This window comes from Micromonospora sp. A200, from assembly GCF_029893845.1.
In the GTDB taxonomy this organism is placed as follows: Bacteria; Actinomycetota; Actinomycetes; order Mycobacteriales; family Micromonosporaceae; genus Micromonospora; species Micromonospora purpureochromogenes.
This window is the reverse complement of the sequence record NZ_JARXXY010000023.1, coordinates 78,967-103,316: the sequence shown is the minus strand read 5'-3', so window position 1 is coordinate 103,316 and position 24,350 is coordinate 78,967. Positions and strand designations below refer to the sequence as shown.

Sequence of the window (24,350 nt, the reverse complement as noted above, 5' to 3'; positions counted from 1 at the left end):
ACGCCTCCAGTCTGCTCCCGACGCCACGGACCGTCACCGCCGGCCCCGGGCGGCGTCGCCCATCACACACCGGCGGCGGGGACGATCCGCTCGTACATGTCGGTCCAGCGCACCTCGTCCAGCCCCACCGAGCGGTAGAGAGTCACCGGGGCGGTCGGGTTGGTCAGATCCACGCCGAGCCCGGCGGCGGCGCGGCCCTTGGTGGCGTACACGGTGAAGGCCCGCCACAGCAGTGCCGCGCCCACCCCGCGCCGCCGGTCCGCGGGCAGCACCGACAGCGTGCGGACCCAGCCCATGTCCTGATCCAGCGCCTGGTCGGAGGATTGCAGCCCGCCGGCCGGCTCGCCGTCGACCTCGGCCACGAACCACTCGTCCCAGACCTTGCCGGACGCCGGGATCTGCTCCCGCCAGCGGTCGAAGCCGACCGGCTCGTAGTCCGGGGTGTCCCGGAAGGCCGTGTCGAAGATTCGGTGGAACAGGCGCAGGTCCGCCTCGTCGTCGGCGCGCAGCGGGCGGACGGTCACCCCCGGCGGGGGCGGCGGCTCGGCGGGGAGGCCGGCCAGCGAGCGGGTCATCCGCACGTACCGCTTGATCCGGGTGAACCCGGCGTCGGCCAGCTCCGCCGCCCAGCGGGTCTCCGCCGGAAAGACGGTGGACCGGACGGTCAGCGCGGGCAGGTCCCGCTCGGCGGCCCGCTCGGCGACCCGGTCGAGCATCCGGGCCAGCAGCGGGGCGCGCAGGTCCACGCCGCGCTCCGGGTCGACGTAGACCTCGACGAAGTCGCGGCCCACCCCGGTCGGGTTGTCCACCGCCGTCCAGGCGACGGCCGTCCCGTCGGGGTCGGTGACCAGCCAGGAGTCGCGGGCGGGGTCGAAGAAGGGGGCGGTCAGCGCGGCCCGGACGTCCTCGGCGTCGAAGTCCGGGTAACCGACGGCGAAGGTGTCGGCGGCGTGCACCACGGCGAGGATGGCGGGAACGTCGTCGAGGGTGGGGCGGCGGGCGGTCCGACCGGCGGGAAGCGTCACGGCGCGATCCTGGCAGGGCGGGCGGGTCCCGCGCCGCCGGTTTTTCCGCCGCGGGGTCGACCGCCCGCCTGAGGCCCGGACACCGGCGGCGGTCAGCGGGCGGAGGCCCCGGCCAGCAGGGCCCGGGTGGCGGTGAGCAGCTCCACCAGCTCCGCGCCCTCCCCGGGGCGCAAGGTGCGGAAGGCGGTGGAGGTCAACCGGTCGGTCATCGCCTCGGCCCAGAGCCGCCGCCGCACCAGCGGGCCGACCGGCGGGTACGGCGGCGACCAGCCGCAGGCCGACGCGCCGGCCTCCCCCTCCGGCCCGGCGAGCACCGCCTCCAGCGGGGTCATCCCGGCCGCCCGGACCGCCAGCAGGTACGCCCCGGTGAAGTGCTCGCGGAGCAGCAGCAGCGCCACGGCGGCGCGGGCACCGGCGGCGTGCTGCGGCACCGGCATCGCCCGCCAGGCGGCGAAGAGCGGCATCCCGGTGGCGTCCGCCGCGGCGACCACCCGCTCCAGCAGCACGGCCAGCCGGGGCATCCCGGGCAGGTCGTCCAGGTGCTGGGCACCCCAGCGGCAGCACTCGGCGAGGTTGGCGCTGGCCACCTCCAGCGGACGGACCACCCGGGCGGCGGCGTCCCAGCCGTCGGCGACCGCGTCCGGGGCGATGAAGCCGACCGCGGCGGCGACGGTCTCCGCGCGGACGTCGCCGAGCGCGCCGGCCCGCCCGGTGATGTAGAAGGCCCAGCCGGAGATGCCCAACAGCCGTGCCCGGCGCAGCGTCCCCGGGCAGCGGCTGAACAACTCGCCCAGTTCGAGCACGGCGGGCTTGCTGGCGGCTGCCACCTGTTCCGGCGTCATCCCGACCGCCCGCTGCACGCATCCATCGCGCTCAGTGTGCCTCGCCGTCGCCGGTGGCGACATCCTCCTCTTCGGCGTCCAGCGCCTCGATCGCCGCCTCCACCTCGCCGGTGCGGCGGCGCGCGGCGGTGAGCGACCGTTCGGCGGCCCGGCGGGCCAGTTTGGACCGGCTCAGCTCCTGCTCGGCGGCGGCCCGGCGACGCTCCAGTTCGGCCAGTTCGGCCTCGATCTCCTCGAGCGCGGCACCGCCGTCCCGCTCGGCCGCCGCCGCGCCGTCGAGGTCCTTCTCCGCCCGCCCCTGCTCGGTACGCGCCGCCGCCAGCTCCCGTTCCAGCGCCCGGCGCCGTTTCGCGCGCTCGGCCCGGGCGGCCCGCTCCGCCGCCCGCTCGTCGCGCGCCCGGCGCTCCCCGGCCCGCTCCGCCGCCCGGTCCGGTGCCCGGGGCGGCTCCTCCGCCCCGCCAGTGACCAGCCGCAGCTGCGGCCGGGGCACCTCGCCGAAGCCGGCGTAGTGGACGGCCCGCAGCAGGGTGCCGGCGCGGACCTGCTCGGCCACCTCGGCGTCGGCGAGCGCCGCGTTGAGGGTGGCCTCCACCTCGCCCAGCGGCAACTTCCCGGCGGACGGGGCATCCGGGTTCCGGGCCGCGATCCGGCGTACCTCGGCGACCAGGGCGGCGACGACCGCGCGCCGCTGGGCGGAGAGCTCGCGCAGCTTCGGCCCCTTCAGGTCGCGCTGGGCGGTGCGCAGCGCGTCGGCGAGCTGGGCCAGGTCGGCGACCAGTTCGGGGCGTTCGAGGGCGAGCAGGTTGACCAGCCAGGCCGCCACGGTGGGGCGCTTGAGCCGGGCGATCTGGCGGGCGCCGGCGGCGTCACCGGCCCGCCGGGCCTCGGCGACGGCGGCGTCCCGGGCGGCGACGAACCGGTCCGGGGGCGTGCGGTACAGCCGCTGGACCAGGTCGGAGGGGGGCGCGGGCACGGCTTCAGGCGTCGATCCGGCTGCCCGGTTCCAGCCGCTGGTAGTCCGTCCCGGACAGGGCCGTGTACTGCCGGTCGACCACGGCGAGCCCGTTGTCGTTGAGGTAACCGTCGTGCAGGGCGTACGCGCGGCGCGGCGCGACCGCCCGGATGAAGTCGAGCACCTCGGAGAACTTCGACCAGGGCGCGTGGATCGGCGCGAAGAGGGTGTCGACCTGGACGTCGTCCGGCACGAACAGCGCGTCTCCCGGGTGGTAGACGACGTCGTTGAACAGGTATCCGATGTTCTCCACGACCGGGATGTCGGGGTGGATGACGGCGTGCCGGCCACCGTGGGCGCGGACCGGCACGCCGGCGGCGGTGAAGGACTCCCCGGGGGTGACCACGGTCAGCACCTCAGCGGCGTCACCCAGGACGCCGGCGAGCGAGGCCGGGCCGTGGACGGTGAACGGGCGGCGGTCCAGCGCCCGGGTCAGCGCCTCCACGTTCACGTGGTCCGGGTGCTCGTGGGTGATCAGCACCGCGTCCACCCCGTCCAACGCCGCCGGCTCGCTGACCACGCCGGGGTCGACGACGAGCACCCCGCCGTCGTGCTGCAGCCGTAGGCAGGAGTGGGAGTACTTGGTGAGCTGCATATGTGACTCCTCGATTATCGAATCGTGACGTCCTCAGCGCAGTCTGCCGGAACCGGCGCGGTGTCGCGTCGCGTCCGAGCTATCGCCCCGGGACCGGGGTAGTCAGAGGACGGAGCGGGGATGGACAGACAGACGACACGACGCCGGGGCAGGGCCCTGGCGGCGCTGGGGCTGGCGGCGTTGCTGCTGGCCGGTTGCGGAGCGGCGGACCGCTCGACCTCGACGGGCGACTCGGCGGCCGAGGCCCCGGCCGGCGGCGCGCCGGCGGGTGGGGCGGCCGAGCCGGGCAAGGCCGGCGCGGGCGCGCCGGACCTGCGGGTGGACCAGCGATCGATCATCTACACCGGAACGATGCGGGTGCAGGTGGACGACGTCGAGGGCGCCGCCCGTCGGGCGGTCGCCGCGGTGGTCGCGGCCGGCGGGTTCGTCGGCGGCGACAACCGGCGCAGTGTGGCCGCCGACGCCGAGGCGGAGCTGGAGCTGCGGGTGCCGGCGGCGAAGTTCACCGCCCTCATCGACGAGCTGGCGACGTACGGCAGGCAGCAGCGTCGGGAGGTGAAGACGCAGGACGTCACCGAGGAGACGGTCGACCTGGACGCCCGGATCGCGACCCAGCGGGCCCGGGTGGACAGTGCCCGCAAGCTGCTGTCCCGGGCCACCTCGATCCCGGAGCTGGTGTCGCTGGAGGACGAGGTGTCCCGGCGGGAGGCCGACCTCGCCTCGCTGGAGGCGAAGAAGCGTCGGCTGGCCGACCTGACCGCGCTCTCCACGATCACGGTGACGTTCGTCGGGATGGACGCCTCGACGGCCGAGGAGGAGACCGAGACGGGCTTCATGGTCGGGCTGCGCGGCGGCTGGAAGGTCTTCGTGGCTTCGATGACCATCCTGCTGACCGTGCTCGGGGCGGTGCTGCCCTGGCTGCTGGCGTTCGGCGTACCCCTGGTGGTGTTCCTGGCGGTGCTGCGCCGGCGGCGTCGGGGGCGGCCCGCGCCACCGGCACCGCCCACCACGCCGGTCGGCGCACCGCGTCCGCCGATGCCTACCGCACCGCCGCCAGTGCCCGCAGCGCGGTCTGGACCATGAGGCGCACCCCGGCGGGGATGGCCCGCTCGTCGACGTCGAACGACGCCCGGTGCAGGTCCACGTTGGGCCCGGACCGGCCGACGCCGAGGCGGGCCAGCGCGCCGGGGACGTACTCCAGGTACCAGGAGAAGTCCTCGCCGCCCATGCTCTGCGGCGTCTCGGCGATCCCCTCGGGGCCGAGCGCCGCGGCGGTGGCGGCGGTGAGGACCCCGATGGCGCGGGCGTCGTTGCTCACCGGCGGACGGCCGCGCAGGTATTCCAGGTCGACCGTGGCGCCGGTGGGCGCGATGACGTCCCGGACCACCTGAGCGACGATCTTGGGAGCCAGCTCCCAGGTGTCGCGGTCCATCACCCGCAGGGTGCCCGAGGCGCACGCCTCGGACGGGATGACGTTGTACCGGGTGCCGGCCGAGGCGTGGCCGAACACCAGCAGCAGCCCGCTGTTGGCCGGCACCCGCCGACTGACCAGCGCCGGCACCTCGGTGACCAGCCGGCCGAGCGCGTCGACCAGGTCGACCGTCAGGTGCGGCCGGGCGGTGTGCCCGCCCGGGCCGGTGAGCCGGACGGTGACGTTGTCGGCGGCGGCGGTGATCGGGCCGACCCGCAGGCCGACCTTGCCCACCGGCAGGTTGGGGTCACAGTGCACGGCGAAGATCTGGACCACGTCCTCCAGGCCGCCGGCCTCGATGACCTCCAGCGAACCGCAGGGCAGGATCTCCTCGGCCGGCTGGAAGATCAGCCGCACCCGGCCGTCGAGCTGGCCGGCGTCGGCGAGCTGGGCCAGCAGCATGCCGACGCCGAGCATCACCGTGGTGTGCACGTCGTGTCCGCAGGCGTGGCAGACGCCCTCCACCGTGGACCTGTACGACACGTCCTTGACGTCGGTCAGCGGCAGCGCGTCGATGTCGGCGCGCAGCGCGATGACCGGCCCGTCCGGGCGGCCGTCGATGTCGCAGATGACCCCGTTGCCCTTGGGCAGCAGCCGCGGGTGCAGGCCGGCCAGGGAGAGCTCCCGCGCGATCAGCGCCGCCGTCTCGAACTCCTCGCCGGAGAGCTCCGGGTGGGAGTGGATGTGGCGACGGGTGGCGATGAGGCCGGGTACCCGCAGGGCGAGCAGATGGTCGAGCTCGTAGGGCAGGGGCTGGGACCCGGATGGCGCCTCCGGCCAGGACGACGCCAGCTGGCTGCCGTTCGGCAGTGTCAACGCACTCGTCACGTCGAATTCTCGATCACTAGGAATGGACGGATCGTCGGGGAGGACAGCAGACAGCCTAGACCTCCGACGGTGACGCTGGGCAACCTCGTTACGGTAGTGATCGGACCGCACAGCGTCACGTAAGCCCTGGTGAGAGGGCTCGAATATCTGCGGGACAGCAGGTAGATCGCGTTCGAACGCCGTCATCTGCCCCACACCTCCTACAACGCGTAACCGATTGGGCGGTCGCGAAATCGGCGTCGATCCGGGGCCGTCGTTCCGAATTGTCGCATTAGTCGCCGCAATTAACTGCCGCTCGGACAATTAACCGACGACAGCCGGCGACCAGGCGACTCCCGACGGTGACACGGTCGTCCCGCGCGCGGCCGGACACGCTGTCCGTCCCGTTCACCCGTCCGGGTTACCCAGGAACCCACGCGGCACACGCCCCGCCCGGAAGGCCACGCTGCCCGGGCGCCCACGGGAGCCCTCGAGGAGCTCCGTGCCGCACCGGGTACCTGCACCGACGGTAGCTCCGGCGAGGCACCCCTGACGACCCCTGTCGACCCCGACCGCAGACGACGGCGGCCCCCGCCGGCACCCGGGGGCACCGGCGGAGGCCGCCGTTCACGCGCTGGTCAGAAGCGGTCGCTGGGCTGGTATCTCCCCCAGACCTGGCGCAGCGTCCCGCAGACCTCGCCGACCGTGGCCCGGGCCCGCAGCGCGTCCTTCATCGGGTAGAGCACGTTCTCGGTGCCCTCGGCCGCGGCGCGCAGCTCCGCCAGGGCCCGCTCCACCGCGCCGTTGTCCCGCTCGGCGCGCAGCTTCGCCAGCCGAGACGCCTGGGCCGCCTCGATCGCCGGGTCCACCCGCAGCGGCTCGTACGGCTCCTCCTCGTCGACGGTGAACCGGTTGAGGCCGACGACCACCCGCTCGCCCGAGTCGATCTCCTGGGCGATCCGGTACGCGGACTGCTCGATCTCGCGCTTCTGGAAACCCGCCTCGATGGCGTCCACCGCCGAGCCGTGGTCGGCCACCCGGTCCATCAGCTCCACCGCCGCCGCCTCGATCTCGGCGGTCATCGCCTCCACCACGTACGACCCGGCGAACGGGTCCACGGTGGCGGTCAGGTCCGTCTCGTACGCCAGCACCTGCTGGGTCCGCAGCGCCAGCCGGGCCGCCTTCTCGGTGGGCAGCGCGATCGCCTCGTCGAAGCTGTTGGTGTGCAGCGACTGGGTGCCGCCGAGCACCGCGCCCAGCCCCTGCACCGCGACCCGGACCAGGTTGACCTCCGGCTGCTGGGCGGTGAGCTGCACGCCGGCGGTCTGGGTGTGGAAGCGCAGCATCATCGACTTCGGGTCCTTGGCGCCGAAGTCGTCGCGCATCAGCCGGGCCCAGATCCGCCGGGCGGCGCGGAACTTCGCCACCTCCTCCAGCAGCGTCGTGCGGGCGACGAAGAAGAACGACAGCCGGGGCGCGAAGTCGTCCACGGCCAGCCCGGCCGCCAGCGCGGCGCGGACGTACTCGACGCCGTTGGCCAGGGTGAATGCGATCTCCTGCGCGGGCGTCGCGCCGGCCTCGGCCATGTGGTAGCCGGAGATGGAGATGGTGTTCCACTTCGGCACCTCCTTGCGGCAGTAGCCGAACGTGTCGGCCACCAGCCGCAGCGAGGGCTTCGGCGGGAAGATGTACGTCCCCCGGGCGATGTACTCCTTGAGGATGTCGTTCTGGATGGTGCCGTTGAGCGCGGAGCCGGCGACCCCGGCCTCCTCGGCGACAAGCTGGTAGAGCAGCAGCAGCACCGAGCCCGGCGCGTTGATGGTCATCGAGGTGGAGACCTTGTCCAGCGGGATGCCGTCGAAGAGCATCCGCATGTCCTCGATCGAGTCGATGGCCACCCCGACCTTGCCCACCTCGCCGTGCGCGATCGGGTCGTCGGAGTCGTAGCCCATCTGGGTCGGCAGGTCGAAGGCGACCGACAGCCCCATCGTGCCGGCCCGCAGCAGCTGGTGGTAGCGGGCGTTGGACTCGGTGGCGGTGCCGAAGCCGGCGTACTGCCGCATGGTCCACGGGCGGGACGTGTACATGGTGGGGTAGACCCCACGGGTGTACGGATACTCCCCCGGGCCGCCCAGCCGGGTCTCCAGCTCCTCGGGGAGGTCGGCCGCCGTGTAGACGCCCTTGATCGGGAAACCGGACTCGCTGGACCGCCGTTCGCTCATCACCGGATGGTAGGACGCGCGAGCGTGTCGATGGGTGAGGGATAGCGCACACCCCGGTCGACGGCAGGTGAGCGCGCGGGCACATACGGTCCGGTAGGCAAAGGAGCGCCGCGTCGGGTTTCGCATCGGGCGTCGGAACCAGCAAGATAGGGGGGTTGTGTCCCAGCCCCCTCGATATCCCCCGGTGGCTTTTCTGTGACTCAGATCCCGACGTGGAGCGGCGGACCGGTCAGTCCTCCCAACGGACGCGCGGCACCCGGCACGATCATCGGTGGCCGCTACTCGCTGCGGTCCGCGGTGGGCAACGGCGGCATGGGCACGGTCTGGCGTGCCACCGACACGCTGCTGCGGCGCGACGTGGCGGTCAAGGAGGTCGTCCTGCCCCCGGGGCTGGCCCCCAGCGACCGTGACTCGATGTACGAGCGCACCCTGCGCGAGGCCCGCGCCGCCGCGGCCATCCAGCACCCGGCCGTGGTCCAGGTGTACGACGTGGTCACCGAGGGTGGCCGGCCGTGGATCGTGATGGAGCTGCTGGACGCGCGCAGCCTCGCCGACATGGTGATCGAGGACGGGCCGGTCGCGCCCCGCGCCGTCGCCAAGATCGGCATCGCGCTGCTCGGCGCGCTGGAGGTGGCGCACGCCAACGGTGTGCTGCACCGCGACGTGAAGCCGGCCAACGTGCTGATCTGCACCGACGGCCGCTGCGTGCTGACCGACTTCGGGGTGGCCCGGATGCCCACCGACGTCCAGCTCACCACCCCCGGGATGGTGCTCGGCTCGCCGCACTTCATCTCCCCCGAGCGGGCCATGGGCCAGGAGTTCGGCCCGCCGAGCGACCTGTTCTCCCTCGGCGTGACGCTCTACACCGCCGTGGAGGGCCGGCCGCCGTTCGACAAGGGCGACCCGATCGAGACCATGCACTCCGTGGTCGAGGACCCGCCGGCCACGCCGCAGCGCAGCGGGCCGCTGACCCGGGTCCTGATGGGCCTGCTGGAGAAGGACCCGGGCCGCCGCCTCGACGTGCACACCGCCCGGGCGATGCTCCGCGAGCTGCTCGCCGGGCCGCTGACCAGCACCGCCACCGCGGTCAACTCGGTCACCGACCCGTACGCGGTGGTCCCGGTGCAGCGCCCGTCGACGCCACCCCCGGCGGCCGAGCCGGAGCCGAAGCCCAGCGGGCAGATCGGCGGCCGGGCCATGCTGGCTCCCGACGAGTCGCTGACCGACCGGCTGGCCGCGCTGCGCCGGGGCGAGCGGCCGAGCCCGGCCGCGTCCGCCGCCGGGCTCGACGACACCAGCGCTGACGCGCTGGCCGGCCCGCTGCACACCCCGACCGGCGCGATGCCGTCGGCGGGCCGCCCGCCGGGCACCACGTACGGCGGGGCGCCGGAGGCCACCCAGCGGTTCAGCACCGGGCATCCGGACACCACCCAGCGCATCGGCGGCCACCCGGACGCGACCCAGCGCATCGGCGGTGGGCGCTCCGACGCCACCCAGCGGATCGGCGGCCACCCCGACGCGACGCAGCCGGTCTACGGCGGGGGCCAGTGGTCGGTGCCGGGCACCGGCCAGTCGTGGACCTCACCGACGACCGCGCCGGCCGGGGCCACCGGCGGTGGCGCGCTCGACAAGGTCCGGGGCACCGGCGGCAAGCTGGTCGCCACGGTGCAGGGCTGGCCCCGCAAGCTCCAGCTCGCGGCGGCCGGCGGCCTGGCGGTGGTGCTGCTGATCGGCATGATCGCGATGTTCGGCGGCGGCGACGAGGAGCCCGGTACGCCGGCGCAGGTCCAGCCCAGCGCGCCCGCGGCCGGCGGCGAGCTGCCCGAGATGCAGGAGCACAACGCCAGGGGCGTGCGGGTGATGGTGCCCAAGGGCTGGAAGAAGGCGACCGGCGGCTCCTACGTCGACTACGTGGACCCGCAGGACGACGGCCGCAAGGTCCGCATCCTGGTCGAGAAGGGCGGCAGCAGCTCGATGCGCTGGGCCGAGGTGGCCGAGGACGGGTTGAAGAACCGGTTCAAGTCCTGCCCCAAGCCCTACAGCCAGATCGGGATGACCGAGCAGGAGCTGGCCGGCGAGCCGGCGGCGGAGCTGGAGTACACCTGCGGCGAGGGCGGCGACAAGCGGCACGGCGTGTGGCGGGGCGTGGTCCACGAGGGGAAGATCTTCTCGTTCTACCTCTCGACCACCGATGCCACGTTCGCCGAGAGCAAGCCGATCTTCGACGAGATGGTGAAGTCGTTCCAGCTCACGGCGGCCAGCTGAGTCGAGGCCACCGGGGCGTGGTGATCCGCCGCCGTGCTATCCATAGGCAATGGCGGCGGAAACCACTGACCTCGACGACATTCGCGACCGGGCCCGGCGTTGGCTCGACGACGATCCCGACCCGGCCAGCCGGGACGAGCTCCGCGCGGTGCTCGACCGGCTGCCGGCGAGCGCGCCGGAGCTGGCCGACCGGTTCGCCGGGCCGCTGACCTTCGGCACCGCCGGGCTGCGCGGCCCGCTGCGCGCCGGCCCCAACGGCATGAACCTCGCCGTGGTCACCCAGGCCGCGGCCGGGCTGGTCGGCTGGCTCGCCGCCCAGGGCGGCGAGGGTCCGCTGGTGATCGGGTACGACGCCCGGCACGGTTCGCGGGAGTTCGCCGAGCGCACCGCCCAGGTGGCCACCGGCGCGGGCCGGCCGGCGCTGCTGCTGCCCCGGCCGCTGCCCACCCCGGTGCTGGCGTACGCGGTCCGGCACCTCGACGCGGTCGCCGGGGTGATGGTCACCGCCAGCCACAACCCGCCGCAGGACAACGGCTACAAGGTCTACCTGGGCGCCCAGCTCGGTGGGGCGCTCGGCGCGGGAGCGCAGATCGTGCCGCCGGCCGACGCGGGGATCGAGTCGGCCATCCGGGCGGTCGGCCCGCTGGCGGACGTGCCGCTCGGCCCGCACGGTCAGGTGCTCGGCGACGACCTGGTGGCGTCCTACGTCCAGCGGGCCGCCGAGGTCGTCTCGCCGGACGGCCCGCGCGACCTGGCCGTGGCGTACACGCCGCTGCACGGGGTCGGCGCGGCGGTGCTGACCGCCGCCTTCGCCCGCGCCGGCTTCCCGGTGCCCGGAGTGGTGCCGGAGCAGGCCGAGCCGGATCCGGCCTTCCCGACCGTGCACTTCCCCAACCCGGAGGAGCCGGGCGCGGTGGACCGGCTGGTCGCGCTCGCCGACTCGACCGGCGCCGACATCGCGATCGCCAACGACCCGGACGCGGACCGGTGCGCGGTGGTCGTCCGTGACGGTGGGACGGGCTGGCGGATGCTGCGCGGCGACGAGGTGGGCGCCCTGCTCGCCGACCACCTGATGCGGCGCGGCGTCACCGGCCTGTACGCCACCACGATCGTCTCGTCGTCGCTGCTTCGGGCGATGTGCGCGGCGCGGGGCCTGCCGTACGACGAGACGCTGACCGGCTTCAAGTGGATCGTCCGGGCCGGTGCCGGGGCGCACCCGCTGGTCTTCGGGTACGAGGAGGCGCTGGGCTACTGCGTCGCCCCGGAGCACGTCCGTGACAAGGACGGCATCACCGCCGCGCTGACCGTCGCCGAGCTGGCCGCCGGCCTCAAGGCACAGGGCCGGACGCTGACCGACCGGCTGGACGAGCTGGCCGCCGAGTTCGGCGTGCACCACACCGACCAGCTCTCGGTACGGGTCGACGACCTGCGCGAGATCGCCACCGCGATGGCCCGGATCCGGGCGGCCACCCCGACCACCCTGCTCGGGCAGCCGGTCAGCGAGGCGGAGGACCTGCTCCCCGCCTCCGACGTGGTGATCCTGCGGACCGACGCCGCCCGAGTCGTGATCCGCCCCTCGGGCACCGAGCCCAAGCTCAAGGCGTACCTCGAGGTGGTCGAGGCCGTCGTCGACGGCGACGTCCCCGCGGCCCGCACCCGCGCCCAGTCCGCCGTCACCACCCTCCGCACCGAGATCGCAACGGCCCTCAACCTCTAACCGCCCGCTGACCGAGTTGATCAAGAGGTTTGCGTCCGGAAAGCGCTTGCGGGTGACGCAAACCTCTTGATCAACGAGGCGGGCGGGGCGGGGGTCAGGGGCGTTTGCCGAGGGCCTGGTCTACGGCCTGGGCTAGGGCGGCGACGACCAGGCCGACGGAGGGGCGGACGACCGAGTCGTCGAGGCTGACGTTGCCGGAGAAGCCCGCGCCGCCGGCGATCTCCTCCAGGCGGCGGCGGGCGTCGGTGGCGGCGTCGCCGGCCAGGCCGAGCGCCGGCTCCATCCGCAGCACCGCGACCAGGGTGGCCAGCGCGGCAGTCCGCTCGTCGCACACCTGATCGCCGGCCAGCGCCTCGGCCAGCCGCCGCCGGGCGTCGTCCTCCGCCGAGGCGTCCGCCACCGGGTAGCGGTGCACCACGATGAAGCCCAGCTCGGTCTCCTCGACGTCCCGGACCACGCCCCGGGCGACCAGGTCACCGAGGATCCGGTCGCGCAGGCCGTGCCGCAGCCGCTGCACCCAGGAGGACGGGCTGTGCGGGGTGTCGGCCGCCATCCGGCCGAGCACCCCGTCGATGATCGGCTCGCCGACCGGCGTCGGGTCGGTCACCGTCAGGGACCCGTCGGCGTACGCGATCCGCCCGGCCAGGGCCAGCTCGACCAGGACGGCGGCGGCCATTCCCAGGTCGAGGCTGATCCGGGGCATGGTCGCCCGGCCGGTCTCGTCGTCGTACGCCAGCAGCAGCAGCTCTTCGGCGAGCGCAACACCAGTCATGGCCCGAGACGGTAGCGGTTGCGCGCTCACCCGCGCGCCGACCCGCCGAGATCCGTCCCGGGACCGTGACCACTCAGAACCGGGGCATGCCGCCGAACTGCCGGTCGCCGGCGTCGCCGAGGCCCGGCACGATGAACATGTTGTCGTTGAGCCCCTCGTCGATCGACGCGGTCACCAGGCGCAACGGCAGGCCGGACTGCTCCAGCCGGGCGATGCCGACCGGCGCGGCGAGCACGCAGAGCACGGTGATGTCGGTGCAGCCCCGGTCGGCCAGCAGCCGGCAGGAGTGCTCCAGCGAACCACCGGTGGCCAGCATCGGGTCGAGCACCAGCACCGGCTGGCCGGCCAGATCCCGGGGCAGCGACTCCATGTACGCGCGCGGCTCGTACGTCTCCTCGTCCCGGGCCAGGCCGACGAAGCCCATCGAGGACTCGGGCAGCAGGCCGAGCGCGGCGTCCGCCATGCCCAGGCCGGCCCGCAGCACCGGCACCAGCAGCGGCGGGTTGGCCAGCCGGGTGCCGACGGTGCCGGTGACCGGGGTCTGCACCGGGTACTTCTCGACCGGGAAGGTGCGCGCGGCCTCGTACACCAGCATGGTGGTGAGTTCGTGCAGCGCGGCCCGGAACGACGACGAGTCGGTGCGGGCGTCCCGCATGGCGGTCAGCCGGGACTGGGCGAGCGGGTGGTCAATGACGTGTACGTCCACGATCGCTCAACCTACCGGTCCGCCCGCGCCCGCAGTGCGGGTGCGGGGTGACCAGCGACCCGGCTCACGTGCGGAGGCGCCGGCAGAGCCGGCGTGACCATGATCACTGCCAGCCAGGATGCGTAGTATTCGGGGCATGACGGCGACAGCGACGTCGGCCCGGTCGGACCTCTCCGAGCTGGGACGATCCGAGACCGCTCTGCGGACCTTCCTGCACGGCCTGCCCGGCGTGGACCAGGTCGGCGCGGAGCAGCGGGCGGCACAGCTCGGCACCCGCTCCATCAAGACCACCGCCAAGGCCCAGGCGATCGACCTGGCCATCCGGATGGTCGACCTGACCACCCTGGAAGGCGCGGACACCCCCGGCAAGGTGCGGGCGCTCGCGGCCAAGGCACTGCGCCCCGACCCGGCCGACCCGACCTGCCCGCACGTCGGCGCGGTCTGCGTCTACCCGGCGATGGTCCCGTACGTGGCCGAGGTGCTCCGCGGCAGCGCCGTGCACCTGGCCAGCGTGGCGACGGCCTTCCCCTCGGGTCAGGCGCCGCTGGAGATCAAACTGGCCGACACCCGGGCGGCCGTCGCGGCCGGCGCCGACGAGATCGACATGGTGATCAACCGGGGCGCGTTCCTGGCCGGGCGCTACAAGGAGGTCTACGACGAGATCGTGGCCACCAAGGAAGCCTGCGGGGACGCCCACCTCAAGGTCATCCTGGAGACCGGCGAGCTGGCCACCTACGACAACGTGCGGCGGGCCTCCTGGCTGGCCATGCTGGGCGGCGGCGACTTCATCAAGACCTCCACCGGCAAGGTCCCGATCGCGGCCACCCTTCCGGTGACGCTGGTGATGCTGGAGGCGGTCCGCGACTTCCGCGCCGCCACCGGGCGGCAGGTCGGCGTGAAGCCGGCGGGCGGCATCAAGACCACCAAGGACGCCATCAAGTACCTGGTCATGGTCAACGAGACCGTCGGCGCGGACTGGCTGGACCCGGACTGGTTCCGCTTCGGCGCCTCCAGCCTGCTGAACGACCTGCTCATGCAGCGCACCAAGCTGACGACCGGCGTCTACTCCGGTCCCGACTACTTCACCCTGGACTGAGAGTGATGTTCGAATACGCTCCCGCCCCCGAGTCCCGCTCGGTGGTGGACCTGAAAGCCTCCTACGGGCTCTTCGTCGACGGCGAGTTCGTCGACCCGACCGACGGCGGCACCTTCAAGTCGATCAACCCGGCCTCGGAGGAGGTCCTGGCCGAGGTCGCCGAGGCCGGCGCGCAGGACGTCGACCGTGCGGTCCGCGCCGCCCGGGCCGCGTACGAGAAGGTCTGGGGCCCGATGCCGGGCCGGGACCGGGCCAAGTACCTGTACCGGATCGCCCGGATCATCCAGGAGCGCTCCCGCGAGCTGGCCGTGCTGGAGTCGCTGGACAACGGCAAGCCGATCAAGGAGTCCCGCGACGTCGACCTGCCCCTGGTCGCCGCGCACTTCTTCTACTACGCCGGCTGGGCCGACAAGCTCCCGTACGCCGGCTTCGGGCCGGACCCGAAGCCGGTCGGCGTCGCCGCGCAGGTCATCCCGTGGAACTTCCCGCTGCTGATGCTGGCCTGGAAGATCGCGCCGGCGCTGGCCGCCGGCAACACGGTGGTGCTCAAGCCGGCCGAGACCACCCCGCTGACCGCGCTGCTCTTCGCCGAGATCTGCCAGCAGGCCGAGCTGCCGGCCGGCGTGGTCAACATCGTCACCGGCGCCGGCGAGACCGGCCGGGCGCTGGTCGAGCACGCCGGCGTGGACAAGGTGGCCTTCACCGGCTCGACCGAGGTCGGCCGGGCGATCGCCCGCTCGGTCGCCGGCACCCGCAAGAAGCTCACCCTGGAGCTGGGCGGCAAGGCCGCCAACATCGTCTTCGACGACGCCCCGGTCGACCAGGCGGTCGAGGGGATCGTCAACGGCATCTTCTTCAACCAGGGGCACGTCTGCTGCGCCGGCTCCCGGCTGCTGATCCAGGAGAACGTCGCCGACCGGGTGCTGGAGTCGCTCAAGCGCCGGATGGCGCAGCTGCGCGTCGGCGACCCGCTGGACAAGAACACCGACATCGGCGCGATCAACTCCGCCGCCCAGCTGGAGCGGATCCGCGAGCTCTCCGACGCCGGGTCGGCCGAGGGCGCCGAGCGCTGGTCGCCGCCGTGCGAGCTGCCCGAGCGGGGCTTCTGGTTCGCGCCGACCATCTTCACCGGGGTCACCCAGGCGCACCGGATCGCCCGCGAGGAGATCTTCGGGCCGGTGCTGTCCGTGCTGACCTTCCGCACCCCGGCCGAGGCCGTCGAGAAGGCCAACAACACGCCGTACGGGCTGTCGGCCGGGATCTGGACCGACAAGGGTTCCCGGATCCTCTGGACGGCCGACCGGCTCCGCGCCGGCGTGGTCTGGGCCAACACGTTCAACAAGTTCGACCCCACCTCGCCGTTCGGCGGCTACAAGGAGTCGGGCTACGGTCGCGAGGGCGGCCGGCACGGGCTGGAGGGCTACCTCAATGTCTGAGCGGGTCGCGGTACGCAAGACGTACAAGCTCTTCATCGGCGGGAAGTTCCCACGCAGCGAGTCGGGGCGGTCGTATCTCGTGCAGGACGCGAACGTGTCATTGGCGTCTCGGAAGGACGCCCGGGACGCGGTGCTCGCCGCCCGCGCCGCCGTGAAGGGCTGGGCCGGGGCGACCGCGTACAACCGGGGTCAGATCCTCTACCGGGTCGCCGAGATGCTGGAGGGCCGGCGCGAGCAGTTCGTCGCGCTGGGCGTGCCGGGCGACGAGGTGGACGCGGCGGTCGACCGCTGGGTCTGGTACGCCGGCTGGTCCGACAAGCTCCCCCAGGTGTACGGCGGGGCCAACCCGGTCGCCGGCCCGTACTTCAACCTGTCCGCGCCCGAGCCGACCGGCGTGGTGGCCGTGGTGGCCCCCGAGTCGCCGGCGCTGCTCGGCCTGGTCAGCGTGATCGCCCCGGCGATCGTCACCGGCAACACGGTGGTGGTGGCAACCTCGCCGACGCAGCCCCTCGCGGCGGTGACCCTGGCCGAGGTGCTGGCCACGTCCGACCTGCCCGGCGGGGTGGTCAACCTGCTCACCGGAAAGATCACCGAGACGGTGCCGACGCTGGCCGGGCACATGGACGTCAACGCCCTCGACCTGAGCGGCGTGACCGACGCCGAGCTGGCGACGGAGCTGGAGGTCAAGGCGGCGCAGAACCTCAAGCGGGTGCTGCGTCCCGCCCCGGCGGACCACGACTGGACCGCCGACCCGGGCATCACCCGGATGACCACGCTGCTGGAGACGAAGACGGTCTGGCACCCCAAGGGGGTGTGATCGCGGGTCCGGGTGGGGTTTTCGGGGGAGCCCCACCCGCTCCGGGCGGTCAGGCTTGATCCCTGCGCGGGTGGGGCTCCCCCGAAAACCTCGGCCTGCCGGGCCCGCGGGGAATGGTCAGCTCGCGACTCCTGCCCTGGGAAGGTTCTACTACGGGGGGTAGGATTGCGGGGTGACTCGGCTGGGTGATCTCGAACGTGCGGTGATGGACGTGCTGTGGGACTCGGTCCCCGCCACGTCGGACGGAGTGACCGTGCGCGAGGTCGCCGACGCTCTCGACGGCCGTGAGCTGGCGTACACCACGGTGATGACCGTCCTGGACCGGCTGGCCGGCAAGGGCATGGTGCAGCGCGAGCGGGAGGGGCGGGCCTGGCGGTACCGGGCCGCGGCCAGCCGCGAGGCGTACATCGCCCAGCTCATGCTCGACGCGCTGGACCTCGGCGGCAGCCGGGACGCGGCGCTGGTCCGCTTCGCGCGCTCGGTCACCGGGACGGAGGCGGACGTGCTCCGCGCGGCGCTGGGCGCCGAGGCCGGGCTGACCGACCGGGTCGAGGACCCGCGGGCCGGCCGGGCCAGGCTGGCCGACGAGGCCACGGACAGGTAGGGGCGGCAGCCGTGGCCTTCGCCGTGCACTTCGCCGTGTCGATGCTGGCCTGCTACCTGACCGCGCAGGTCCTCGCCGGGTCCACCTGGACGTGGCGCGCCCCCCGGGTGGCGATCGTCTGCTGGCAGGCGGTCGGGCTGGCGCTCGGCCTCTCCGCGATGGGCCTGCCGATGGCGCTCGGCCTGGCCCCGTACGACCGGCCGACCGGCAGCGCCCTGCTCGCCCTGGGCGCCGACCTGAGCCACGGCACGCTCCCGGCCGGGCTGGGCGCCGTGCACCTCGGGCTGGTCGGCGTCGGTTTCGGCATCGGCGCCGTCCTGCTCACCACGACCGTCCGCAGCATCCACGCCAGCGTCCGCGCGCAGCGCCGCCACCGGGACCTGCTCACCCTGGTCGCCCGCCGGGATCCCACCGTGCCCGGCGCGCTGGTGCTGGACCACCCGAGCGCGGCGGCGTACTGCCTGCCCGGGGTGAAGCCCCGCGTGGTGGTCAGCGCCGGCACGTTGAGCCTGCTCGACCGGGCCGAGCTGGCGGCGGTGCTCACCCACGAGCGGGCGCACGCGCAGGAGCGGCACGACCTGGTGCTGCTGCCGTTCACCGCGCTCTGCCGCGCGCTGCCCTGGTTCCGCTGGGTACGCGACGCGCACGAGCGGGTCGCCCTGCTGGTCGAGATGCGGGCCGACGACAAGGCCCGCGAACTGCACGCCGAGGCCCCGCTGGCGGGCGCGCTGCGCCGCTTCGCGGCCTGCGGCGACCGGATCACCCCGGCCGGGGCGCTGGGCATGGGCGACCGCGACCTGGACGCCCGGGTGCAGCGGCTGATGGTGGCCGACCGCCCGCCCCGCCTGATCGGGGCCGCCGCGCTGGCGGTGGCGACCACCCTGGTCGCGCTGCCGGTCTCCCTCTTCCTCAGCTGACCCGGGCTGCCCTCCCCCGGCCGAGCCGGACGTTCAACCGCCGGCAGAGCCGGATCTTCGCGCGCCCACCGACCGTGATGGCGATCGAGCCACATCTTCGGGGCCAGCTCGGCAGCACATCTACTACGCACTGTCGTAGCAGACGCTACGACAGTGCGTAGTAGATATGCGTAGAGAAACTACGTGTAGGATCGCTACGACAAGCGAGCCAACCCCTGGAGAGCGGTCATGGACACCCTGCTCCTCGCGCGCCTGCAGTTCGCCACCACCACCTCGATCCACTTCCTCTTCGTGGTGGTCACCCTCGGCCTGGTCACGCTGCTGGTGGGCTTGCAGACGGCCTGGCTCCTCACCGGCAACCCGGCCTGGGAGCGCCTGACCCGCTTCTGGGGCCAGCTCTACGTGATCAACTACGTGCTCGGCATCGCCACCGGCATCGTGATGGAGTTCCAGTTCGGGCTGAACTGGAGCGGCCTGTCGCGCTACGTCGGCAACGTCTTCGGGGCGCCACTGGCGATCGAGACGCTGGTGGCGTTCTTCCTGGAGTCCACGTTCCTCGGCATGTGGATCTTCGGTTGGCACCGGCTGCGCCGCGGGGTGCACCTCGCGTTGCTCTGGGGCGTCGCGCTGACCGCGTACGCCTCCGCCTTCTGGATCATGGTGGCCAACTCGTGGTTGCAGAACCCGGTCGGCTACGAACTGCGCGACGGCGTCGCCCACCTCACCGACTTCACCGCACTGCTGACCAACCCGTCCCTCGGCATGGCGTTCGGGCACGTGGTCGCCGCCGCGCTGCTCACCGGCGGGGTGCTGATGGCCGCCGTCAGCGCCTGGCACCTGATCCGCCGGACGCCGGACTTCGCGCTGTTCCGCACCTCGCTGCGGATCGGGCTGGTCACCGCCGCCGTCGCGGTGACCCTGGTGCAGGGCTTCGGCTTCGCCCAGTTCGGCCCGGTCGCGCAGGTGCAGCCCACCAAGTTCGGCGGCGGACCGGAGGCGGACGCCCTGGTCGCCGAGTGGACCGCGCGGTTCGGCCCCGGCGACTACAGCCCGCCGGTGCTCTCCAACGTGGGCCTCGGCTTCATGATCCTGATCGGCTTCACCCTGGGTTGCGTCTGGCTGCTGCTCCCGCTGCTCTGGCGGGACTGGGTCATCCGGCTACGCTTCCCGCTCTGGCTGATCCTGTTCGCCCTGCCGCTGCCCTTCGTCGCGGTGATCCTGGGCTGGATCGCCCGCGAGGTCGGCCGCCAGCCCTGGGTGGCGTACGGGCTGCTCCCCACCGGGCAGGCCGTCTCCGGGGTGGACGCCGGGATGATGCTCGCCTCCCTGATCGGCTTCAGCCTGTTGCTCGGCGCCCTCGCCGTCACCAACTGGACGCTGCTCGCCCGGCACGCCGCCCGGGGCGCCGCCGACCCCGCGCTCGGCCGCCCGCCCGGCGGCCGCGACGACGACGCCCGCCCCGAACCCGCCTTCGCCTGAGGAGACGACCGTGGAACTCGCCTGGTACGCCCTGCTCGGGCTCTTCTTCGCCACGTACCTGGTCCTCGGCGGCTACGACTACGGCGTCGGTCTGCTGCTGGCCCGGGGCACCGACCCCGCCCGCCGACGCGCGGCACTCACCGCGCTCGGCCCGTTCTTCCTCGGCAACGAGGTGTGGCTGGTCGCCGCCGTCGGCATCCTCTTCGGCGCCTTCCCCACGCTGGAGGGCGAGCTGCTCTCCGGCTTCTACCCGGCCGTGGTCGGGGCGCTGGTCGGGGTGATCCTGGTGACCGCCGGGGTGCAGCTGCGCAGCCGACCGACGGCCGCGGCGACCCGCGCCCGCTGGGACCGGGTGGTGGTCGCCGGGAGCGCGCTCGCCGCGCTGGGCTGGGGCGCGCTGCTCGGCGGGCTGCTCCAGGGCGTACCCCGGCACGCCGACGGTCACGTCGCCGGGGTGACCCACCTGGCCACCCCGTTCGCCGCCGCCGCCGCGCTCGCGACGCTCGCCCTGGTCGCCGTGCACGGTGCGAGCTTCCTCACCCTCCGGCTGCCGGCCGCCGACGCCGCGGCGGTCGGCCGGCTGGCCCGCCGGCTGATCCCGGTGGCGCTCGCCGCGGTCGCCACGGCCACCGTCCTGGGCCTGCTCTCCGACCGGGTACGCGCCGCCGCGGCGCGCCCGCTGTTCGCCGTACTCCTGCCGTTGTCGCTGGTCGCGGCGCTGCTGGTGGCGCGGGCGGCGCTGGGCCGGGGGCGGCCCGGCGTGGCCTTCGCCGCCACCGGCGTGGCGCTGGCGCTGCCGGTGGCGCTGGTCGGGGCGGCCCTGTGGCCCTCGGTGCTGGTCTCCACCGTCGACCCGGCCGCCTCGCTCGGCGTCGCCGACGCGGCGGCCAGCGGCCCGACGTTGCGGCTGCTGGGCTGGCTGGCGCTGCCGCTCCTGCCGGCCCTACTAGGCTTTCAGGCGATGTGCTGGTGGGTTTTCCGGGGACGGACCGACGGCAGGGCACCGGTGTACTGGTGAACCGCCGTCCCTTCGACCCGCGTCTGCTGCGTCGGGTCCCCGCGGCCCGGCGCGACCTCGCCGTGCTCGCGGTTCTCGGCGGGCTGACGGCGCTGCTGGTCGTGGCCCAGGCCACCGCGCTGGCCGCGTTGCTGGCCACCGCGATCGACGGCCGGCTCGACACGGTGGCGCTGGCCGGTTTCGTCACCGCCGTCGGCGCACGCGCACTGGTCGCCTGGGCGCAGGGCACCGTCGCGGCGCGGGCAGCGGCCACCGTGAAGGCGACGCTCCGCGCCGACCTGCTCGCCGCCGTCGGCCGGCACGGGCCGGGCTGGGTCGCCGGGCAGCGCGCCGGTCAGCTCGCCACCCTCACCGGCCGGGGCCTGGATGCGCTGGACGCCTACTTCACCGGCTACCTCCCGCAGCTCGTGCTCAGCGTGACCGTGCCGCTGGCCGTGCTGGCCCGGCTGGTCCTGGCCGACTGGGGCTCGGCGCTGATCATCGCGCTGACCATCCCGCTGATCCCGGTCTTCGGCGCGCTGCTCGGCTGGCAGGCACAGGCCGCCACCGAACGCCAGTGGCGACGGCTGTCGCTGCTCGGCGGGCACTTCCTCGACATGGTCGCCGGGCTCCCCACGCTGCGCGCCTTCGGCCGGGCCCGGGCCCAGACCGACGTGGTGCGCCGAATGGCCGACGGGCACCGGGTCGCCACCATGAAGACCCTGCGGATCGCCTTCCTCTCCGCGCTGGTGCTGGAGCTGGTCGCCACCCTGTCGGTGGCGCTGGTCGCGGTGCCGGTCGGCATCCGGCTGCTCAGCGGCGGGATCACCCTCTCCACCGCGCTGCTGGTGCTGCTGCTCACCCCGGAGGCGTACCTGCCGCTGCGGGCCGCCGGCAGCAAGTTCCACGCCAGCATGGAGGGGCTCACCGCGCTGGACGAGGCGCTGACCGTCTCCGCCGCTTCGGCCGCCGGCGCGCCGGCCGGCGCGCCGGCCCCGGCGCCGGCCGGCCACGGCGAGATCCGCTTCACCGACGTGACCGTGGCGTACGAGCGGACCACCGCGCTGCGCGAGGTCAACCTGACCATCCGGCCCGGCGAGCGGATCGCGGTCATCGGGCCGAGCGGCGCCGGCAAGAGCACCCTGCTCGGCCTGCTGCTCGGCTTCGTCACCCCCACCTCCGGCCGGGTCACCGTCGACGGCGTCGACCTGGCCGAGGTCGACCGGGACGCCTGGCGCCGGCAGGTCGCCTGGGTGCCGCAGCGGGCGCACCTCTTCGCCGCCTCGCTCGCCGACAACATCCGCCTCGGCGCTCCCGACACCCCGGACGCGGCGCTCGCCAGGGCGGTCGCCGACGCCGCGCTCCAGGACGTGGTCGCGGACCTGCCCGACGGGCTCGCCACCACGCTCGGCGAGCGCGGGCACGGCCTGTCCAGCGGGCAGCGGCAGCGGGTCGCGCTGGCCCGGGCCTTCCTCCGGGACGCCCCGCTGGTGCTCCTCGACGAGCCGACCGCCCGACTCGACAGCGCCAGCGAGGCGGTGGTGCTGGCCGCCACCCGGCGACTCGTCGCGGGGCGTACCGCGCTGCTGGTCGCGCACCGGCCCGCACTGCTGGCGGACGCCGACCGGATCCTCCGGATCGAGGACGGCCGGGTCACCGAGCTGACCCCGATCCCCGCCGGGGAGGCCACCCGATGACCACCGGATCCATCCGCCCGGAGGGCCGCGACACCGGCGGCCCGACCCCGGCGGAGGTGCCGCCACCACCGGCCGGCGCCGGCACCGTGCGTACCGGCGCGGAGCGGACCGTGCTGCGGCTGGCCCGGCCGTACCTCGGCCGGCTGGTCGGCGCGGGGCTGCTCGCCGCGGCGACGGAGTTCGCCGGACTGGCCCTGATGGCCACCGCCACCTGGCTGCTGATGAGCGCCGCCGGCCGGCCGCCGCTGGACCGGCTCACCGTCGCCATCGTCGCCGTCCGGGCGCTCGCCATCAGCCGGGGCGTGTTCCGCTACACCGAACGACTCGCCGGCCACGACGCCGTGCTGCGCATGATCACCGACGTGCGGGCCCGGGTCTTCGCCACCCTCGCCGCCCGTCGGGGGCCCGCCGAACAGCGGTCCGGGGACGCGCTGAGCCGGCTCGTCTCCGACGTGGAGGCCGTCCAGGACCTGCTGCTGCGGGTGCTCGTCCCCGGGGCCGCCGCCGCGCTGGTGAGCCTGCTCGCTGTCGGCGGGGCCGCGCTGGTCTCGCTGCCCGCGGCCGGGGTGCTCGCGGTGGGCCTGCTGGTCGCCGGGGTCGCGCTGCCCGTACTGGCCACCGCGCTGACCCGGCGGGCCGCCGACGAGGTCGCGCCGCTGCGCGGGGCGCTCGCCACCGACGCCGTCGACCTCACCCACGGCGCCGCCGACCTGGCCGCCTTCGGCGCCACCGGGTACGCGCTGCGGGCCGCCACCGACCGCGCCGACCGGCTGGCCCGGCTGGAACGCCGGCTCGCCCGGACCGGGTTCGCCATCGACGCGGCCGGGGTGCTGGTCGCCGGGCTGACCGCCGCCGGCGTGGTGCTCGCCGCGCTGCGCGCCGGAGTCGACGGGGTGCTGGTCGGCGTGCTGGCCGTCGGCACCCTGGCCGCGGTGGAGATCGCGCTGGCCCTGGTCGGCGCGGCCCGGCAGCGCACCCAGCTGCGCGCCGGCCTCGACCGGGTCGCCACGCTGCTCGACACCGCGCCGGCCCCGACCGCTCCCGACGGCGGGGCGACGGTGGCCTCCCGGGCCGGGCACGACGTGCGGTTCGACGGGGTGACCGTGCGGTACCGGGAGGGTGCCGCCCCGGCCCTGGACGGCGTCGACCTGGATCTTCCGGCCGGCCGCCGGGTCGCCGTGGTCGGCCCGAGCGGCGCGGGCAAGAGCACCCTGGCGGCCGTGCTCACCGGCGCGGTGCACCCCGACGCCGGCCGGGTCACCCTGGACGGGGTGGACCTGTCGGCGTACCCGGCCGAGGAACTGCCCCGCGCCATCGGCGGGCTGCTCGCCGAGGCGTACGTCTTCCACGCCTCCGTCCGGGACAACCTGCTGCTGGGCCGGCCCGCCGCCGGCGAGGAGGAGCTGGCCGCCGCCACCCGGGCCGCCGGCCTGCTCGACTGGGTACGCGAGCAACCGGACGGCTGGGACACGGTGGTCGGCGAGGAGGGCGGCCAGCTCTCCGGCGGGCAGCGGCAGCGGCTCGCCCTGGCCCGGGCGCTGCTCGCCGCCCCGGGCGTGCTGGTGCTGGACGAGCCCACCGAAGGGCTCGACCCGGCCGCCGCCGACGCGGTGCTCGCCTCCACGCTGGCCGCCACCCCGGCCGGGCACACGGTGCTGCTGATCAGCCACCGGCTCAGCGGCCTCGACGGGCTGGACGAGATCGTGGTGCTCGACGCCGGGCGGGTGGTCCAGCGCGGCCGGCACGCCGAGCTGATGGCCACCCCGGGCTGGTACCGCGACCAGTGGCTGCTCCAGGCGGCGGCCGAGCGGGGGTACCTCGCCCTGGCCCCCTGAGCCTGGTTCCGGGAATCTCCCCGACGCGGCCGCCCCGT

General features: G+C 74.4%; 20 protein-coding genes. 12 read left to right on the top strand and 8 right to left on the bottom strand.

Features of this window, described 5'->3' with window-relative positions:
* Positions 1-62 precede the first annotated feature (62 nt).
* The 4 genes from M2302_RS22205 to M2302_RS22190 form a co-directional block, all read right to left on the bottom strand.
* Positions 63-1,025, bottom strand: coding sequence for a GNAT family N-acetyltransferase (locus tag M2302_RS22205; protein ID WP_280839775.1), 963 nt, complete (start codon positions 1,023-1,025; stop codon positions 63-65).
* Positions 1,026-1,117: 92 nt separating this feature from the next.
* Entirely contained in the window at positions 1,118-1,867 is a 750-nt protein-coding gene (locus M2302_RS22200) for a hypothetical protein (protein ID WP_280839774.1), read from the bottom strand.
* Positions 1,868-1,898: 31 nt separating this feature from the next.
* A complete protein-coding gene (locus tag M2302_RS22195) occupies positions 1,899-2,840 on the bottom strand; it encodes a hypothetical protein (RefSeq protein ID WP_280839773.1) in 942 nt (313 codons plus the stop codon).
* 4 nt (positions 2,841-2,844) lie between these two features.
* On the bottom strand, positions 2,845-3,474 hold the full coding sequence (locus tag M2302_RS22190; protein WP_280839772.1) for an MBL fold metallo-hydrolase: 630 nt from the start codon (positions 3,472-3,474) through the stop codon (positions 2,845-2,847).
* Between the two features lie 120 nt (positions 3,475-3,594).
* On the opposite strand from M2302_RS22190, the gene M2302_RS22185 reads away from it, so the two are divergent.
* Positions 3,595-4,557, top strand: coding sequence for a DUF4349 domain-containing protein (locus tag M2302_RS22185; protein WP_280839771.1), 963 nt, complete (start codon positions 3,595-3,597; stop codon positions 4,555-4,557).
* Here the strand turns inward: M2302_RS22185 and M2302_RS22180 are convergent.
* Both M2302_RS22180 and M2302_RS22175 read right to left on the bottom strand, forming a co-directional pair.
* Entirely contained in the window at positions 4,514-5,773 is a 1,260-nt protein-coding gene (locus tag M2302_RS22180; protein WP_088964009.1) for an amidohydrolase, read from the bottom strand. The two genes, M2302_RS22185 and M2302_RS22180, sit on opposite strands and share 44 nt — an antisense overlap.
* A 617-nt stretch (positions 5,774-6,390) precedes the next feature.
* Entirely contained in the window at positions 6,391-7,974 is a 1,584-nt protein-coding gene (locus tag M2302_RS22175; protein ID WP_280839770.1) for a methylmalonyl-CoA mutase family protein, read from the bottom strand.
* A 195-nt stretch (positions 7,975-8,169) separates the two neighbouring features.
* Here M2302_RS22175 and M2302_RS22170 point away from each other — a divergent pair, with 195 nt between their 5' ends.
* Positions 8,170-10,239 carry a serine/threonine-protein kinase gene (locus tag M2302_RS22170; protein ID WP_280839769.1) on the top strand — a complete coding sequence of 690 codons (2,070 nt, stop codon included), beginning with the start codon at positions 8,170-8,172 and terminating at the stop codon, positions 10,237-10,239.
* 49 nt (positions 10,240-10,288) lie between these two features.
* Positions 10,289-11,956: a phospho-sugar mutase gene (locus M2302_RS22165; RefSeq protein ID WP_280839768.1), complete on the top strand. Its 1,668-nt coding sequence runs from the start codon at positions 10,289-10,291 to the stop codon at positions 11,954-11,956.
* A 94-nt stretch (positions 11,957-12,050) separates the two neighbouring features.
* On the opposite strand, the gene M2302_RS22160 is transcribed toward M2302_RS22165, so the two are convergent.
* Together M2302_RS22160 and upp are read right to left on the bottom strand one after the other, a co-directional pair.
* A complete protein-coding gene (locus M2302_RS22160; RefSeq protein ID WP_280839767.1) occupies positions 12,051-12,728 on the bottom strand; it encodes a GPP34 family phosphoprotein in 678 nt (225 codons plus the stop codon).
* A gap of 73 nt (positions 12,729-12,801) precedes the next feature.
* Entirely contained in the window at positions 12,802-13,434 is a 633-nt protein-coding gene (upp, locus tag M2302_RS22155) for a uracil phosphoribosyltransferase (RefSeq protein ID WP_280839766.1), read from the bottom strand.
* Positions 13,435-13,570: 136 nt separating this feature from the next.
* On the opposite strand from upp, the gene deoC reads away from it, so the two are divergent.
* The 9 genes from deoC to cydC all read left to right on the top strand — a co-directional run bounded on the left by deoC (position 13,571) and on the right by cydC (position 24,312).
* Positions 13,571-14,530: a deoxyribose-phosphate aldolase gene (gene deoC, locus M2302_RS22150; RefSeq protein ID WP_280839765.1), complete on the top strand. Its 960-nt coding sequence runs from the start codon at positions 13,571-13,573 to the stop codon at positions 14,528-14,530.
* A 5-nt stretch (positions 14,531-14,535) separates the two neighbouring features.
* Positions 14,536-15,966: an aldehyde dehydrogenase family protein gene (locus M2302_RS22145; protein ID WP_280839764.1), complete on the top strand. Its 1,431-nt coding sequence runs from the start codon at positions 14,536-14,538 to the stop codon at positions 15,964-15,966.
* A complete protein-coding gene (locus M2302_RS22140) occupies positions 15,959-16,783 on the top strand; it encodes an aldehyde dehydrogenase family protein (RefSeq protein ID WP_280839763.1) in 825 nt (274 codons plus the stop codon). The genes M2302_RS22145 and M2302_RS22140 overlap by 8 nt, the downstream gene beginning before the upstream one ends.
* Before the next feature lie 172 nt (positions 16,784-16,955).
* The gene (locus tag M2302_RS22135) at positions 16,956-17,387 is read left to right on the top strand and encodes a BlaI/MecI/CopY family transcriptional regulator (protein ID WP_280839762.1); all 432 of its coding nucleotides are present in this window, start codon (positions 16,956-16,958) and stop codon (positions 17,385-17,387) included.
* Between the two features lie 11 nt (positions 17,388-17,398).
* On the top strand, positions 17,399-18,304 hold the full coding sequence (locus M2302_RS22130; protein WP_280839761.1) for a M56 family metallopeptidase: 906 nt from the start codon (positions 17,399-17,401) through the stop codon (positions 18,302-18,304).
* Between the two features lie 228 nt (positions 18,305-18,532).
* Positions 18,533-19,783, top strand: coding sequence for a cytochrome ubiquinol oxidase subunit I (locus tag M2302_RS22125; RefSeq protein ID WP_280839760.1), 1,251 nt, complete (start codon positions 18,533-18,535; stop codon positions 19,781-19,783).
* 10 nt (positions 19,784-19,793) lie between these two features.
* Positions 19,794-20,801: a cytochrome d ubiquinol oxidase subunit II gene (locus tag M2302_RS22120; protein ID WP_280839759.1), complete on the top strand. Its 1,008-nt coding sequence runs from the start codon at positions 19,794-19,796 to the stop codon at positions 20,799-20,801.
* Positions 20,798-22,477 (top strand): thiol reductant ABC exporter subunit CydD, encoded by a 1,680-nt coding sequence (gene cydD, locus M2302_RS22115; RefSeq protein ID WP_280839758.1) that lies wholly within the window; start codon positions 20,798-20,800, stop codon positions 22,475-22,477. Before M2302_RS22120 ends, cydD begins: the two co-directional genes overlap by 4 nt.
* Positions 22,474-24,312: a thiol reductant ABC exporter subunit CydC gene (cydC, locus tag M2302_RS22110; protein ID WP_280839757.1), complete on the top strand. Its 1,839-nt coding sequence runs from the start codon at positions 22,474-22,476 to the stop codon at positions 24,310-24,312. Before cydD ends, cydC begins: the two co-directional genes overlap by 4 nt.
* The last annotated feature ends 38 nt before the right edge of the window (positions 24,313-24,350 follow it).

What these genes read in the sequence shown, in the direction of transcription:
- M2302_RS22175 (WP_280839770.1), bottom strand. Translation starts at nt 7,974, where the DNA reads ATGAGCGAACGGCGGTCCAGCGAGTCCGGTTTCCCGATCAAGGGCGTC.
- deoC (WP_280839765.1), top strand. Translation starts at nt 13,571, where the DNA reads ATGACGGCGACAGCGACGTCGGCCCGGTCGGACCTCTCCGAGCTGGGA.
- M2302_RS22125 (WP_280839760.1), top strand. Translation starts at nt 18,533, where the DNA reads ATGGACACCCTGCTCCTCGCGCGCCTGCAGTTCGCCACCACCACCTCG.
- M2302_RS22165 (WP_280839768.1), top strand. Translation starts at nt 10,289, where the DNA reads ATGGCGGCGGAAACCACTGACCTCGACGACATTCGCGACCGGGCCCGG.
- M2302_RS22190 (WP_280839772.1), bottom strand. Translation starts at nt 3,474, where the DNA reads ATGCAGCTCACCAAGTACTCCCACTCCTGCCTACGGCTGCAGCACGAC.
- cydC (WP_280839757.1), top strand. Translation starts at nt 22,474, where the DNA reads ATGACCACCGGATCCATCCGCCCGGAGGGCCGCGACACCGGCGGCCCG.
- M2302_RS22160 (WP_280839767.1), bottom strand. Translation starts at nt 12,728, where the DNA reads ATGACTGGTGTTGCGCTCGCCGAAGAGCTGCTGCTGCTGGCGTACGAC.
- M2302_RS22185 (WP_280839771.1), top strand. Translation starts at nt 3,595, where the DNA reads ATGGACAGACAGACGACACGACGCCGGGGCAGGGCCCTGGCGGCGCTG.
- M2302_RS22145 (WP_280839764.1), top strand. Translation starts at nt 14,536, where the DNA reads ATGTTCGAATACGCTCCCGCCCCCGAGTCCCGCTCGGTGGTGGACCTG.
- M2302_RS22140 (WP_280839763.1), top strand. Translation starts at nt 15,959, where the DNA reads ATGTCTGAGCGGGTCGCGGTACGCAAGACGTACAAGCTCTTCATCGGC.
- M2302_RS22200 (WP_280839774.1), bottom strand. Translation starts at nt 1,867, where the DNA reads ATGACGCCGGAACAGGTGGCAGCCGCCAGCAAGCCCGCCGTGCTCGAA.